13 protein-coding genes are annotated in these 15,553 nt (G+C 64.2%); 1 reads left to right on the top strand and 12 read right to left on the bottom strand.

The features are described from left to right. Positions 1-115: 115 nt before the first annotated feature. The 12 genes from HDC35_RS18285 to HDC35_RS18230 form a co-directional block, all read right to left on the bottom strand. Positions 116-1,111 carry a cupin-like domain-containing protein gene (locus tag HDC35_RS18285; RefSeq protein WP_184648831.1) on the bottom strand — a complete coding sequence of 332 codons (996 nt, stop codon included), beginning with the start codon at positions 1,109-1,111 and terminating at the stop codon, positions 116-118. 54 nt (positions 1,112-1,165) lie between these two features. After that, complete coding sequence (locus HDC35_RS18280) at positions 1,166-2,446, bottom strand: serine hydrolase domain-containing protein (RefSeq protein ID WP_260397829.1); 1,281 nt, start codon at positions 2,444-2,446, stop codon at positions 1,166-1,168. Between the two features lie 91 nt (positions 2,447-2,537). Then, positions 2,538-3,896: a DUF389 domain-containing protein gene (locus tag HDC35_RS18275; RefSeq protein ID WP_184648830.1), complete on the bottom strand. Its 1,359-nt coding sequence runs from the start codon at positions 3,894-3,896 to the stop codon at positions 2,538-2,540. 12 nt (positions 3,897-3,908) lie between these two features. Further along, positions 3,909-4,838, bottom strand: a complete 930-nt coding sequence (locus HDC35_RS18270; RefSeq protein ID WP_184648829.1) for an electron transfer flavoprotein subunit alpha/FixB family protein — start codon at positions 4,836-4,838, stop codon at positions 3,909-3,911. Further along, positions 4,835-5,584 carry an electron transfer flavoprotein subunit beta/FixA family protein gene (locus HDC35_RS18265; protein WP_184648828.1) on the bottom strand — a complete coding sequence of 250 codons (750 nt, stop codon included), beginning with the start codon at positions 5,582-5,584 and terminating at the stop codon, positions 4,835-4,837. Before HDC35_RS18265 ends, HDC35_RS18270 begins: the two co-directional genes overlap by 4 nt. Positions 5,585-5,855: 271 nt before the next feature. Continuing rightward, positions 5,856-7,064 (bottom strand): ADP-forming succinate--CoA ligase subunit beta, encoded by a 1,209-nt coding sequence (sucC, locus tag HDC35_RS18260; RefSeq protein WP_184648827.1) that lies wholly within the window; start codon positions 7,062-7,064, stop codon positions 5,856-5,858. Between the two features lie 128 nt (positions 7,065-7,192). Beyond that, a complete protein-coding gene (locus HDC35_RS18255) occupies positions 7,193-7,498 on the bottom strand; it encodes a hypothetical protein (protein ID WP_184648826.1) in 306 nt (101 codons plus the stop codon). Positions 7,499-7,502: 4 nt separating this feature from the next. Beyond that, a complete protein-coding gene (bla, locus tag HDC35_RS18250; protein ID WP_184648825.1) occupies positions 7,503-8,648 on the bottom strand; it encodes a class A beta-lactamase in 1,146 nt (381 codons plus the stop codon). A 115-nt stretch (positions 8,649-8,763) separates the two neighbouring features. After that, positions 8,764-9,456, bottom strand: a complete 693-nt coding sequence (gene msrA / locus HDC35_RS18245) for a peptide-methionine (S)-S-oxide reductase MsrA (protein ID WP_184648824.1) — start codon at positions 9,454-9,456, stop codon at positions 8,764-8,766. A gap of 328 nt (positions 9,457-9,784) precedes the next feature. After that, complete coding sequence (locus HDC35_RS18240; protein ID WP_184648823.1) at positions 9,785-10,996, bottom strand: pyridoxal phosphate-dependent aminotransferase; 1,212 nt, start codon at positions 10,994-10,996, stop codon at positions 9,785-9,787. A 241-nt stretch (positions 10,997-11,237) separates the two neighbouring features. Further along, positions 11,238-13,055: an aminodeoxychorismate synthase component I gene (gene pabB / locus HDC35_RS18235; protein ID WP_260397828.1), complete on the bottom strand. Its 1,818-nt coding sequence runs from the start codon at positions 13,053-13,055 to the stop codon at positions 11,238-11,240. Between the two features lie 51 nt (positions 13,056-13,106). Beyond that, the gene (locus HDC35_RS18230) at positions 13,107-13,640 is read right to left on the bottom strand and encodes a hypothetical protein (RefSeq protein ID WP_184648821.1); all 534 of its coding nucleotides are present in this window, start codon (positions 13,638-13,640) and stop codon (positions 13,107-13,109) included. A 137-nt stretch (positions 13,641-13,777) separates the two neighbouring features. On the opposite strand from HDC35_RS18230, the gene HDC35_RS18225 reads away from it, so the two are divergent. Continuing rightward, positions 13,778-15,445 (top strand): long-chain fatty acid--CoA ligase, encoded by a 1,668-nt coding sequence (locus HDC35_RS18225; protein WP_184648820.1) that lies wholly within the window; start codon positions 13,778-13,780, stop codon positions 15,443-15,445. Positions 15,446-15,553: the final 108 nt, after the last annotated feature.

The raw sequence follows: 15,553 nt of genomic DNA, 5'->3' as shown, positions 1-15,553 counted from the left end.
TGCCGTTAGCCGGCGATCCACAGGCCACCGGAGAGCACCAGGGCCGCCGTGCCGTCTTCGAGAGACCCCGGGGTGAACCCCTTTTCAAACCTATTGGATCGCTCGGGAAAATCGGTCAACCTATGGCACCGTAAGAGGCATAATCCTCGACATGTGCATTGGGGCGGCGGAAGCTGGTAAAGCTCATGCTCGCCGACAGGTCGAGCGCTTCGACCTGATGCCACCAGCCGACGGGCAGGAAAATCGCCTCGCCGGGACCGATGATCGTTTCGAGTACCGGCGGCGTCCCCGTATCGCCAGTACCGGCCGGCAGCACGTCATTGCCCCAGTCGGAGAAACAGTGGCGGCTGTTGCGCATCCGCGCGAACGCCCAGGGCGGCGCCATCCGCACCCGCTTGCGTCCGACCACCTGCACGAGCAGGTTGTTGGTGAGATCGTGGTGCCAGGGCGTAAGCGTGCCCTTCGGGCCCAGCCAGAAAAAGCCGTCGCGCGTCCGCGTCCCGTCAAGCAGGTCGATCGGTGCCATATCGTCCCACAAGGGCGCCAGCGCCGCGGCGTTAGCCCCGCTGTTATAGGCGGTGAGGTATATGTCGTTGCTCGCTTCGTCCTTGCGGAGCCAGTCGATCAGGTCGACGAAGCGGACGAGGCGGCGGTGGTCGTCCTTTGCAAGCTCATAATCGGGATCGCTTTCGCGCTCGACCTGCGCCTCGACGATCGCGTCGCCCGAAACCCGTGCGAAATGGTCGAGCGACCAGCGCGCCAGTGCGGGCCAACGCTCGACGAGCCCGGCGATCTTGGCCGGCCGGTTCGCCTCATAATAATGGCGATAGAAATGATCGGGATCGGGCCGCTCCAGCGTATCGAGCGCAAAGCCGCCATCGGCTTCGAGCGCGAGCCGCTGCTGGTTGTCGAGCAGCCAGCCCTGCTTCGCCGTGCGGGCAGCCTGCCGCCGCAGCATCGCTGCCATCGGGTCCTTCGCCAGCCGGTCGACCTCATATTTTGCCGCCGCCGCCGACACACCGGCGGCGACGAGCCGCGCATGGAGCGCGGCATCGTCCTCGCCCGCGGCGAGGCCTTCGGCGAGCAGGCGGCGTTTATCGGTCTGCGACATCGGAAACTCCTCGGACCCGCTCAAGCGCGTGTCGATGACCGATATATGACAAATCTAGTCGCCCGCGGGTCCCCGATAATCCGGTCCGTAGACCGCCGCCCGGAAATCGCGGTGGAGCGTGCCGTCATAAGGCATCGTCTGGACGAAGAAGACCGCGGTCAGCTTGTTGGCCGGATCGACCCAGAACAGGGTCGAAGCGGCGCCGTCCCAGAAATACTCGCCGGTCGCACCGCGATTCTCTTCCGGACTTTGCGGTGGTGACTTGCGTACCGCGAAATCGAAGCCGAAGCCGACCGCGCCCTTGCTCGGCAACCATGCGCGCTCGGTGATGGCGGGATCGAGCTGATCGGTCGCCATCAGCTGGACCGTGGAGGATTTGAGAATGCGCACGCCGTCGAGTTCGCCCTTGCCCAGCAGCATACGCGCGAAACGCGAATAATCGTCAAGCGTCGAAGCGAGGCCGAAGCCGCCGGGAGTCAGCGCATGATCGCGAAAATTCAGCGTCTGCGCCTCGGCCGCCGATTGCTGAACCAGCTTGCCCTCCTTCTTCACATTCATCGCCGCGAAGCGCGCCAGCCGCGCATCGGGCTGGCGCCACGCGGTGTCGGCCATCCCCAGCGGCTGCAAAATATTGGCGCGAACATAGTCGGCGAAGCGCTCACCCGACAGTTTCTCGACAAGTGCCGCCTGCACATCGACCGCGATGCTATATTCCCACTGCGCGCCCGGCTGATAGAGCAACGGCACTGTGGCGAGGCGCCTGCTCGCCTCGGATAGCGGGATCGTCAGCGCAAGCGGGTCGGCGGCGACATAGGCGTCGTGCGCGGGCGTCGGCCCCGCGCCATAGGCGAAGCCCGCCGTGTGACGCATTATGTCGCGCACGCTGATCGGGCGCGCAGCCGCCACAGTCTGCGGCCGACCCGCCGCATCCTTGCCCGCATAGACGCGCATATCCGCATATTCAGGTAGATATTTGGCGAGCGGATCGTCGAGGCGGAATTTTCCAGCCTCCCACAGCTGCATCAGCGCGACGCCAGTGACGGGCTTGGTCATCGAATAGATCTGAACGATCGCATCGCGGCGCATCGGGCGCTTCGCCGCGCTGTCGGCCATGCCCGCCGCGCCAAAATAGACCTCGCGCCCGTCCTGCCAGATCAAGGCCGACGTGCCGGCGGCGCGACCGTCGGCGACCATCGCCTGAAGCGCGGCGTCGATCCGCGCCTTGTCGATTTTCACCACTTGGGCGGGTGCGGTCCGCGCATGTGAAAGCGGCGGTGCAATCGCGACGCCCGCGCACGCCATCATCATCGCCAGTGCCAATCGCTTGCCGCCCATAGAGTCTCCCCCTGCCCGCCATCGCTCGCCGATGGGCGCCCATCCCATGCGATCGGGCGCGGCTGGTCAACCCGAATAGGTCTGCGGCTGGTTATTCGGCCGCAGGCGCTTCCGCAGCCGGCGCTTCCGCTACCGTCAGCACGCCATTCTGGATCAGCCATTGCGGATAGTTCGCCTGCACCGACGACATGATGCGGTCGATCGCGGCCGCGACCTGTTCGCCTTCCGCCTCGCGGTCGCGTTGGACAACGACGCGGCGCGCCTGCGCGTCAACCAGCACCCGCTCGCGCGGCACCAACTCGCCGACGGTGAGCCCCGCGATGATGTCGCGGCTGTCACCCTCGCGCTGTTCGAGTGTCGTGACGCGGCGGTTCAACTGTTCCTCGACCTGCGCAGCGGCGTTGGTCTGTTGCCGGAGCTGGACGATGTTGACCCGCACCGAACGCTTGAGCTTGCGTTGGACCTGCCGCGCCAGGTCGGGATTGAGCTGCGCGGCATATTGATCGACCAGCACGACGCCATCGACTGAAACATCCTCGCCGTCCATCCGCACATTGAGGCTGTCCACGCGGTCGCTGGGGTCGAGCAACCGGTCGAGTTCGGTTTGCACCGCGTTGCGCGCGCCGATCTCGCGGACGATGGCGTTGAGCGAGAGCGCAAGCGGGATCGACAATATGCCCAGCGTCACGACAATCCCCGCGACCTGCATCATCGTATGCTGCGCGGTCAGCGACGGCCCGAAACGGTTGACGCGCGCGACGATCGTCGCTGCGAAAGCGATGGCGAGCGTGTTGGTGAGGAAGAGCAGCGCCGAACCAAGCGCGAAATCGAAGCGGCCGGTCGCTAGACCGAAGCCGATAGTCGAGAGCGGCGGAACGAGCGCTGTCGCGATCGCAACGCCGACCATCACCCCCGACAGCTTGCGCATGATCGCGTAGACGCCGGCAATGCCGCCTACGACTGCGACGCCGAGGTCGAGCAGGGTCGGCTGCGTCCGGGCGCGTAGTTCGGGGGTGACGTCGTTGATTGGCGACAGCCAGATGATCAACATCGCGACGAGCACGGCAACCGCCATGCCCGCCGCCATGGTGATCAGCGATCGTTTGATAAGATTGCTTTCGAGCGTCGCGAGGCCGAAGCCGACCCCCATGATCGGGCCGAGCAGCGGCGATACGAGCATCGCGCCGATGACGACCGCCGCCGATCCCTGAAGCAGGCCCAGCGTCGCGATCGCCGCCGACAGCGTGATCAGCAGCAGGAATTTCTGGTTGAGCCGTGCATCGCGCGCGACGCTCGCGAGAATGAGAGCGCGACCGTGGACGTCGTCTTCGCCGACGCCATTCTCGTCATCGCCCGTTTCGCGGCCGGGTCCGGGGCGTGCGGACCGGCGACCACCGGCGTTAAACGGCGCGTCGCCCAGTCCGGGCACCCCGGGATGATTGCCGGCCATATGGGCAGACTTTTAGATCTTGCCAGTCAGTTCGGGCACGGCGCTGAACAGGTCCGCGACCAGGCCGAAGTCGGCAACCTGAAAGATCGGGGCGTCTTCGTCCTTGTTGATCGCGACAATCGTTTTCGAATCCTTCATGCCGGCAAGGTGCTGGATCGCACCCGAAATGCCGATCGCGAAATAGACTTCGGGGGCAACGATCTTGCCGGTCTGGCCAACCTGATAGTCGTTGGGGACATAACCCGCATCGACCGCAGCGCGGCTGGCACCGAGCGCAGCACCGAGCTTGTCGGCGAGCGGGACGATGACTTCCTCATATTTCTCGCTCGAACCGAGCGCGCGGCCGCCCGACACGATGATCTTCGCCGAGGTAAGCTCGGGACGATCCTGCTTGGCGATTTCTGCGCCGACGAAGCTCGAGATACCAGCATCGCCGCCCGCTGAAACGGCCTCGACCGCACCCGAACCGCCCGAAGTGGCGGCCTTTTCGAAGGCGGTTCCACGGACGGTGAGGACGAGCTTCGCATCCGACGATTCGACGGTCGCGATCGCGTTGCCCGCATAGATCGGACGCGTGAAGGTCTTCGGACCTTCGACCGACAGGATTTCCGAAATCTGCATCACGTCGAGCAGCGCGGCGACGCGCGGCGCGATATTCTTGCCGGTGGTCGTGGCGGGCGCGACGAACGCGTCGTGGCTGGCCATCAGTTCCGCGACGAGCGGCGCGACATTTTCGGGCAGGTTATGACCGAAAGCGGCATTGTCGGCGACGTGGACCTTGCCGACACCGGCGATTTCCGACGCGGCCTTGGCGACGCCGTCGACGCCGTCACCGGCGACGAGCAGGTGGACTTCGCCGAGCTTCGAGGCAGCGGTCACCGCGGCGAGCGTGGCATCCTTGACGGCGCTGCCGTCATGTTCGACCCAAACAAGCGTTTTCATGAATGCACTCCCATCGCCTTCAGCTTGGCAACCAGTTCATCGACATCGGCGACCTTGACGCCGGCCGAGCGGACGGGCGGTTCGGACACCTTCACCGTCTTGACGCGCGGCGCGGTATCGACGCCGTAATCGGCGGGCGCTTTGGTATCGAGCGGCTTCGACTTCGCCTTCATGATGTTCGGCAGCGAGGCATAGCGCGGCTCGTTCAGACGCAGGTCGGTGGTGACGATCGCGGGAAGCTTGAGCTTCACCGTCTCAAGGCCGCCATCGACTTCGCGCGTGACGCTGACATGATCGCCCTCGACATTCACCGCGCTGGCGAAGGTGCCCTGCGCCCAGCCGGTGAGCGCGGCGAGCATCTGGCCGGTCTGGTTGTTGTCGCCATCGATCGCCTGCTTGCCGAGGATCACGAGGCCGGGCTGCTCGGCGTCGCCGATGGCCTTCAGGATCTTCGCGACCGCCAGCGGTTCAACCTCATCATCGATCTGAACGAGGATCGCGCGGTCGACGCCCATCGCAAGCGCGGTGCGCAGCGTTTCCTGCGCCTTCGCCGGACCGACGCTGACGGCGACGATCTCGGTGGCAACACCCTTTTCCTTCAGTCGAATCGCTTCTTCGACCGCAATTTCGTCGAACGGGTTCATCGACATCTTGACGTTGGCAAGATCGACGCCCGTACCGTCGGCCTTCACCCGCGGCTTGACGTTATAATCGAGAACCCGTTTTACGGGGACGAGGATTTTCATGGGCTCAAAGCTCCTCTCAGCAAATTGTGCACTGCGCCATAATTGGCGTTTACGTAAACGTCAACCAGCAGTCCCCGGTTACCTTCTCCCTTGCGGGGAGAAGGACAGGGAGCCTTATCGCCGCAGGCGACTAGGCAGACTTGGATGAGGGCGAGCGGAGCAGAGCTCAGCGCGAACCTTTTGGCTCGCTTACCCTCACAGCTTCGACTAGCGAGCAAGCTTGCTCGTCTCCGCAACCTTCTCCCTCTGGGGAAGAGGGTCTAATCTGTTATCACGCCGCCTTGGCAACCTCGGCGACAATTTTCTTTGCCGCGTCGCCGAGATCGTTCGCCGCGACTATCGGCAAGCCCGAATTGGCGAGGATGTCCTTGCCCTGCTGGACATTGGTGCCTTCGAGGCGAACGACGAGCGGGACCGAGAGATTCACTTCCTTTGCCGCCGCGACGATACCATCGGCGATGATGTCGCACTTCATGATGCCGCCAAAGATGTTAACGAGGATACCCTCGACCGCCGGGTCCTTCAGGATGATCTTGAACGCCGCGGTGACCTTTTCCTTCGAAGCGCCGCCGCCGACGTCGAGGAAGTTCGCCGGGAATGCGCCGTTGAGCTTGATGATGTCCATCGTCGCCATCGCGAGGCCCGCGCCATTGACCATGCAGCCGATGTTGCCGTCGAGCTTGATATAGGCGAGGTCATATTCCGACGCCTCGACTTCGGCGGGATCTTCTTCGGTCAGGTCGCGTAGTTCGGCGATATCCTTGTGGCGGAACATCGCATTGCCGTCGAAGCCGAGCTTTGCGTCGAGGACAAGCAACTCGTCGCCATTCGCGCCTTCGCAGACGGCAAGCGGATTGATCTCGATCTGCTCGGCATCGGTCACGAGGAACGCATTGTAGAGGCCGGCAAGGACCTTGGCGGCCTGCTTGGCAAGATCGCCTTCGAGTTCGAGCGCCGCAGCGACGCTACGACCGTGGTGCGGCATCAGCCCGGTGGCGGGATCGATGACGATCGTGTGGATTTTCTCGGGCGTGTTGTGCGCGACGGTTTCGATGTCCATCCCGCCCTCGGTCGAAGCGACCACCGCGATCCGGCTGGTGGCGCGGTCGACGAGGAGTGCGAGGTAGTACTCCTTCTTAATGTCGGCGCCGTCGGTAATGTAGAGCCGGTTTACCTGCTTGCCGGCTTCGCCGGTCTGGATCGTCACCAGCGTGTTGCCGAGCATGTCCTTGGCATGCGCCTCGACCTCTTCGAGGCTCTTGGCGAGGCGGACGCCGCCTTTCGCGTCGGGGCCGAGTTCCTTGAACTTGCCCTTGCCGCGGCCGCCCGCGTGGATCTGCGACTTCACGACATAGAGCGGCCCGGGGAGTTGCTTCGCCGCCGCGACGGCCTCCTCGACGCTCATAGCCGCGATGCCCTTGGGCACTGCGACGCCAAATTTCGCGAGCAGTTCTTTCGCCTGATATTCGTGGATGTTCATGAGGTCTGCCGGGCCTTTCGACTCTGGAGCGGGGAGATATCGGCGCCGCCTAAGCACAAGTTGCGCGGCAAGGCTACCCCTACCGCTCCCAGAAATAATTGAGACGTCAAAAGCGGAAGCCCCCGTCCTCAGCGCAGCGCGCAGAGCGCCGCCGAGCTTGTCGAGACAGTCAGAATTTCGGGATCCTTGAGCGCGCGGACCTTATGCAGGAACTGCGCGAGCGACAGATCGGTGATCTGCCTGTCCTTCAGGCTGCCGAGCGCCGACAGCCGGCGGAGTTGGAGCAGCGACAGCCGATCGACCATCCGTTCGGCCATGCAGGCCGACATCGCTTTCGACAGACCGGCATTGTGGAGCCCGGTGCGCAAGCGCGTCTCCGGCGTCGCGCAGCCGGCGAGCGACAGCGACAGCAGCAGCAGGACCAGAGGCTTCATATCGCTATTTCCCGTGAAATTCGGCGACCGCGCCCGACACCGCTTGCATCAGCGCCATACGCGACGGAATGCTCGACGTCGTGCTGCCCAGCATAACGACGATCGCATAGCGGGTACCGTCCGGAGCGGTCGCGATGCCGATATCGTTGTAGCCCGCGGTCATACCGTTAAGATCCTGCCCCGTCCCGGTCTTGTGAACGAATGTCCAACCCGCGGGAAGGCCGGCCTTCAGACGTTTCGGACCGCTCTTCGTGCGGCTCATCACGCCGAGCAGATAATCGGTCGACTCGGGCGACAACAGCGCCCCGCGCGCGAGCCGCGTGAGCGCGCTCGCGATCGCCGAAGGGCTTGCGCCATCGACGGGATTGGCCAAATAATTGTCCATCGCCGCGCGGCGCGTCGCTGGCGCGAGCGCCGAGCGCGCTGCCTGGAAATTCCGCCCGATCGAATAGCTTTGCTGCCAGGTCAGTCCTGCTGTGCCGCTCTGCAACAGCCGTTCTCCGGGGCCGAAGCGGATCGATCCCAGATTCATTTTCGAAATGAAGGCGCGAACAGCGCCGGGACCGCCGACAGTGCGCAGCAGGCTGTCGTTCGCGGTATTGTCGCTGTGGGTGATCGCGGTTTCGATGAGTTCGCGCACGGTCATCTTGACCGAACCTTCGGAGCGCACACGCGCGGCGATTGGCTGATGAAACAGCGTCAAATCCTCTGGGCCGATGCGCACCGGCTGATCCATGCGCAGCCGGCCCTGGTCGATCGCATCGAGCACCGCCAGCGCCACCCACAGCTTCGAAACGCTCTGTTGTGGAAATAATTCGTCGCCGCGCTGCGACAAGGTCCATTCGCCGTCGATGCGTTGCACCGCAATGCCCGTCTTGCCGGGAAAGGCGCGCCATAGATTGAACAGGCGGTCGTTGAGGCCGTCCGGCGCGCGGCGAAACCCTGGATCGATCACGCCGCGCGGGGCAGGCATGGCCGAGCGCACGGGCTGGCCGATCGGCACAGTTACCGAGCCCGCGGAGCCGCGCGCGGCTGCCGGCTGCTGCGCACGCGGCGGCGGCACGATCGCGGCGCTGCTGACGCAGCCGGCAAGCACCGCCGCGCTCATCGTCACGGCGAGAAGCGCCCTGCCCGAATACTCAAACTTCATTCAAACCCCGCACTCGCGATTTTTATATTATCCCACGGCGTCCCTCTCGCAGGCGGGCGCAGGCGACCAGCGATTTGCGATGAACGATTCTTCCGCCACGACCAGTAGCGGATCCTCAGGGGGCGGGGGCCGCGCGCGCCATGGCAGGGAAAAGCCGCTTCAGCGCCGCAAGCTTCGGCGCGTCCCAGCGCAGGATATAGCCGTTGCGCGGATTGCGGCGCATGAAATCCTGGTGGTTCGTCTCGGCGCGATAGAAGCGCTTGTAGCGTTCGATCGGCACGACGACCGGTTTAGCGAAATAGCGACCACGACCGATCTGCGCCAAATAGGCGGTCGCGACCCGCCGCTGCGTCGCATCCATCGGCACGATCGCGGCCCGATATTGCGAGCCAACGTCGGGGCCCTGCCGATTTTTCAGCGTGGGATCGGCGACCACCGAAAAAAGAATGCGAAGCAGGCTGCCGTAGCTGACCTGGCTCGGGTCGTAGACGATGCGCACCGCCTCGGCATGGCCCGAGGTCCCGTCGTGGGTCAGGTCGTAGCGTGCGGTCGCCGCACTGCCGCCATGATAGCCCGATTCGACCGAAATCACGCCTTTGACGTTCGAAAATACCCCTTCAACGCCCCAGAAACAGCCGCCGGCCAACACCGCCGTCGCGCGCTTCGCCTTGACTGCGGGATCGACCGCCGCGGCGGGCAGTTTGACCACATTTTCGGCCTGCGCGGGCGCGCATTGCACAACGACTGCCCCGACCGCCAGCGCCGCAATGGCTCGGAGGGTAAGCAGGCGTCGCGGCGGCGGGGTCATGCGGGGATCGGCAGCGCCGGTTGGTTGAGCACGATGTAGGTCGCGCCAATCGCGAAACCGGCGAGCATGGTCAAAAACCAGTCGGAGCGGAGCATGGAGAGCATAGGGGCCTCGTATCATATTGTCTTGTTCGCGGCCGGAGCCGCTCTGGTTACACCGGCAATATGACGCGCCCCTTGCCATCCGTCGGTGATGGCGGTCACTCTATACGAGATGACTGACCATCCGGTGAACCGGGCACTTAACCGGCGTTCAGGTTCAGATAGACTGCCCCGCCGGTATTACAAGACCGATCGGTATAAAATTCCTATGCAGCGTAAACGGTCGCTTAACTCAGCGCGGCACAGGCCTGCTGGATGCGTACGCACGCTTCCTTCAGCACCGCTTCCGACGTCGCGTAGGACACGCGGAATGCCGGCGACAGGCCAAAAGCGCCGCCATGCACAGCGGCCACCTTGGCTGCGTCGAGGAAATAATCGATCAGTGCTTCGTCGCTGTCGATCACATGCCCCGCGGGCGTTTTCTTGCCGATACAGCCCGACGCATCGGGATAGACATAGAAGGCGCCGTCTGGGACCGGGCAATTCAGCCCCGGCGCGTCGTTGAGCATCGCGACGACCATGTCGCGGCGCTTTCTGAAGGCGGCGTTTCGGTCGTCGAGGAACTGCTGCGGCCCGCCGAGTGCGGCAGCGGCCGCGGCCTGCGCTATCGAGCAGGGATTCGACGTCGACTGCGACTGCAGCTTGCCCATCGCCTTGATTATCCACGCGGGGCCGCCTGCATAACCGATGCGCCAGCCGGTCATTGCATAAGCTTTCGAACAGCCGTTTACGGTCAGGATACGGTCGGCGAGGTCGGGGCAACGCTGTGCGATCGTCGTGAATTCGAAATCGGCGTACCAGACATGCTCGTACATATCGTCGGTCATCACCATGACATGGCTGTGGCGACGAATTACCTCACCGAGCGCATCAAGTTCCTCGCCTGAATAGGCGGCGCCCGACGGGTTCGACGGCGAATTGAGCATCACCCAGCGCGTCTTCTTCGTGATCGCGGCCTCAAGCTGCTCCGGAGTGATCTTGTAATTTTGGGCCGCGGTCCCTTCGACGATCACCGGCGTGCCGCCGGCAAAGGCAACGATATCGGGATAGCTCACCCAATAGGGCGCGGGGATGATCACCTCGTCGCCCGGATCGACCGTCGCGACGAGCGCGTTGAACAAGGTGTGCTTGCCGCCGACATTGACCGAAATCTGGTTGAGTCCGTAATCGAGACCATTGTCGCGGCGAAACTTGCCGCGGATCGCTTCCTTCAGCGCCACCGTCCCGTCGACAAGCGTATATTTTGTCTGCCCGGCCCGGATCGCCTCGATCGCCGCTTCCTTGACGAAATCGGGAGTATCAAAATCGGGCTCGCCCGCGCTGAGCCCGATAACATCGACGCCCGACGCTTTCAGCGCCGACACGCGCGCGGTCATCGCGAGCGTTGCCGAGGGCCGGATCCGGTTGAGGGCGGCGGAGACATGGGGCTTCAGCGACATGACGATATCTTCCGTGGCTTGCGCGGGAGGGCTGCAAAAGGACAGGAAATTGCGCGGGGCCGCGCCTAAAGCCTCCGGCCGAAATTCGCAAGCGCGCTGCTTGATAATTTACCTATGCACGGCCCAACTACTCTCACTCACCACAACCTCATCCCGGATCAGGCCGGGGTCTCACCGGGGCGTCATCGAGGATAGGTCGAGATCCCGGCTTTTGTCGGAATGACAGACAAAGGAAGACGGATCAGGTTGCGTCCGCAAGCCGCGCCGGCACCAGTCCGCGTAAGCTGTTGCCGATGAAGAAACCGCTTTCGAGATCGGCGAGACGCAAGTGCGATTCGACCGCGCGGCCCTTTTCGATCAGTTCGGCGCGCAGCACGCCGGGAAGCAAGCCCAGCGCGAGCGGCGGTGTCAACAACTGCCCGTCGCGCTCGACGAAAATGTTACTCCAGCTGCCCTCGGTCACGAACCCCGGCTCGTCGACGAAAACGACTTCGGCCGCACCCCTCTCGTGACGCGCCGCGTCATAGGTGTCGCGCAGGCTGGTCTTGTGCGTCAGGCGGAAATCGCCCGCCGCCATCGGCGCAGGACATATGGCGACCGGAACCGGCAGTTCGGCAAGCCGCGGCAGCGGCGACACCTCGACCGCGAGCGCGCCCGACCGCGCCAGCCGCATCCGCACCCGCGCCGCGCTGCGCAAGCGGAAGGTCGCCGATTGCAGGCTGTTACGCGCGCCGTGCCGGTCGAAGATGAAACCGAGCACTTCGGCGCTTGCCTTCATACGTGCCAGATGTCCCTCGAGTCGCTGGACGCCCTCGACGGGATCGAAGAACATCGTTTCGATCAGATCGAAACTCGCCCCCGCTGCAGCCACAAATTCCCCCTTCGCCAGACATTCCCGCCATTCCTCAACCGGTTCGCTGTCGGCGACGATCCCGGAGCCCAATCCAAGCGTGGCGCACATCGCGCCGTTCTGCAAGCCATGGCAGGGCGGAAATACCAAAGTCCGAATCGCGACGTTGAAGGCCGCATCGCCGCCGGGCTCGATAAAACCGATCGAGCCGGTATATAGTCCGCGCGCGCCCGCTTCCAGCTCGTCTATGATCTCCATCGCACGAACCTTCGGCGCGCCGGTGATCGAACCGCACGGAAAAGCGGCGCGCAGCACGTCGACCGCCCCCGCGCCATCGGGCAGGCGCGCCGCGACGTCGGACACCAGCTGGTGGATCGTCGGAAAGCTCTCGACACGAAACAGGTCGGGCACCGCGACCGAGCCGGGCACGGCAACGCGCGACAGATCGTTCCGGATCAGATCGACGATCATCAGATTTTCGGCGCGCTGCTTCGCGTCTTCGGCAAGCCCCCGCGCCGCGCGCCGGTCGGCCTCGGGTTCGGAGCGCCGCTGCGCCGTGCCCTTCATCGGGCGCGCCATCACCTCGCCCCCGCGCAGCGCGAAAAACAGCTCCGGCGAATGCGAGACGATCGCCTGCCGGCCCGTCCATATTACCCCGCCATAACCCGCGCGCGCCGTCTGCCGCAGTCGCGCATGGATCGCGAGCGGGTTGCCGAGCAACGACACGTCGGCACGGAAGGTCAAATTAACCTGATAGACGTCGCCGGCGCGGATATAGTCCAGAACGGCCTCCACCGCCGTCAGATAGTCGGCGCGCCGCACGCGCGGCACCACGGCGCCGATCCACGCCGCCGCCGGGTCGGGCAGCAGGTCCGGCACCAGTTCGGGGTCGATCCGCTCGACCGTCTCGAACAGCCCGAACCAGCCGAGCGGCGTTTCGCCGGCCGCATCATCGGCCACCGCATGATCGGCAGGCCCGCGCCAGGCCGGCGCCAGGCCCTTGCCGGCTTCATAGGCGAGGTAGCCTGCGGCATGGAGCCCACGTGCGCCTGCCGCCTCCAAGGCCCCCAACAGCGCGGGTATGTCGCCCGCCCTTTTCGCGACGAGCGTTCCGACGGGGTCGCGGAACAAGCGCGCGGGCGCAGCACCATCCGCGCGCGCGTCCTCGAGAAAAACGAAGGGCGCGGCGCCTTCGCCGATTGGCGGCATGCTTAACATCCGCGCCCGTCCGCGCGACCAGCCAGGCCCCCGTGGCGTCGTTTATCTCTCGCGGCGAACACGAATGGAAGGACGCCCCTCGAGGCTAAGGAAATAGGTTCCGAACGACGCTGTCTTAATGAGGATTTTCTGTCCCGGTCGCGGCGCGAGCGGCATGCGTTTGTTGTCGATCTGGACCCAGACCGACCCGTCGGCCATTTCGATGCGATAGCCGCCATTGACCGTGTTCGACGTTGAGGCGACCGTCGTCTCCACGCTTTTGACCTTATCCTCATCGCCGCCGCCGAATATGCCAAGGTCGGGCAGGTCGAATCCGAACAGGCCGCGCCGCGTCTTCTTGACCGTTTCCTTGTCGGCAAAGGTAATTTCGCGCTGAGTATCGGCCGCCTGCAATTCGCCGACTTCGCGATCGAAACAGGCGAGGCGCGCCGCGGCGTCGCTGATCTCCCGGCAATCGTAAAGCTGCTGGATTTGCGCCGGGCGCGGCATCGGCGCCTTGTCTTTCGCGGCTACCGGTACGGCGGCAGCTGCAAGAAGGACGAGCGCCACAGCGAAGCGCGATGACAATTGCAACATGGCAGAACCCCTTGGGCGATGACGATGGCCCTGACTAGCGGGGGCGGCGATGCGCCGCAAGCGAGCCCGGTTGCAAATCACAGCTTACTGACCCAAGTGTAAGGAACCCCCTCTGTTCACAAGGACATCCGCCTGCAATGGATAGCCGCTTTTCCTGGTCGACCGATTATCACCATCCTACCGCCTGGAATCAGCGCTTTCCTCCGCTCTCGCTTCCCGACATGCTTGCCGCCAGCGTCGCGCGGCGCGGCGATGCGCCGATGCTCGATTTTCTGGGCCGCCAGTTCGGTTACGCCGAAGTCGCGCGCGGTGCTGCACGCGTCGCCCGCGGGCTTCAGCAGCGCGGGATCGGCAAGGGCAGCCGCGTCGGCCTGTTCCTGCCCAATGTGCCCCATTATGTCGCCGCTTATTATGGCGCACTCGCCATCGGTGCGACGGTGGTCAATTTCTCGCCGCTTTATACGGTTGCCGAACTCGAGGCGCAGGTCGAGGACTCGGGCACCGACCTCCTGTTTACCATTAGCGCGGCTGCGCTGCTACCCACGGCGCTGAAAGTGCTCGACGGGTCGAGCCTGAGCCGGCTCGTCGTTGGCTCGGTCGCGGGCGGCCTGCCCCCCGCAAAGTCGATCCTCTACCGCCTGTTCAAACGCAGCGAAGTCGCAGCCTTGCCGGATGACGAGCGCGTCATCCGCTTCTCGGCACTCACCGACAACGACGGCAGGCCCGATCCCGTCGCGATCGACGCTGAAAAGGATGTCGCGCTGATCCAGTACACCGGCGGCACCACCGGGACGCCGAAAGGCGCCAAGCTGACCCACCAGAACCTCACCGCCAATGCGCGGCAGGTGAATGCGATCGATCCCGACCATGATGCCGAGGATCGCATTCTAGGCGTGCTGCCCTTCTTCCACGTCTTCGCGAACACCTGTGTGCTTAACCGCACGATACTCAATGGCGGATCGATCACGATGCTGCCGCGCTTCGATGCGAAGCAGGCGCTCGAAGCGATTACGCGCACGAAGACCACCGCCCTTCCCGGCGTACCAACGATGTATCAGGCGCTGCTCGACCATCCCGGCCTTGCAAAAACCGACTTCTCCAGCCTGCGCGTCTGCATCTCGGGCGGTGCGCCAATGCCCGCCGAACTACGCGAGAAGTTCGTCGCCGCCACCGGCGCATCGCTCGTCGAAGGCTATGGCCTTACCGAAAGTTCGGGCGTCGTCGCGACCAATCCCTATGAAGGCCCGGTGCGCGCCGGCACGATCGGCCAGCCGATCCCCGCAACGCACATCCGGCTGCTCGACAAGGAGGATCCGTCTAAGGAGGCGCCCGACGGGGAGCCGGGCGAACTCGCGGTCAAGGGGCCGCAGATCATGCAAGGTTACTGGAACCGCCCCGATGCCGACAAGGACAGCTTTACCAACGACGGCTGGCTGCGCACCGGTGACGTCGCGGTGGTTGAGGAAGGCGGCTATATCCGTATCGTCGACCGGTTGAAGGACATGATCGCGGTCGGCGGGTTCAAAGTCTACCCCAGCGTGATCGAGGCGCATCTCTACGAACATCCTGCAGTCAAGGAAGCGATCGTGCTCGGCGTCCCCGATCCTTATCGCGGCGAGGTCCCAAAAGCGTTCGTGACGCTCGAAGACGGTTTCGACGTCAGCGACGAAGCGCTCGCCGCCTGGCTCAACCCCCAGCTCGGCAAGCATGAGCGGGTGAATGCGGTCGAGGTGCGGTCGAGTTTGCCGAAGACAATGATCGGCAAACTCGACCGCAAAGCGCTCAGGACCGAAGAGGGGGCCTGATCCCCCTCACCCCCTGCAAAGGCGGGCTCACGGGTTTGATCCAAAAAATTTAGGTCGCAATGAGACATTGTAACCTCTGTCATGTTATGCCATATCAACGATCGCAAT

This window comes from Sphingopyxis sp. JAI128 (assembly GCF_014207235.1).
Lineage (GTDB): Bacteria > Pseudomonadota > Alphaproteobacteria > Sphingomonadales > Sphingomonadaceae > Sphingopyxis.
This window is presented reverse-complemented; position numbering and strand designations above follow the sequence as displayed.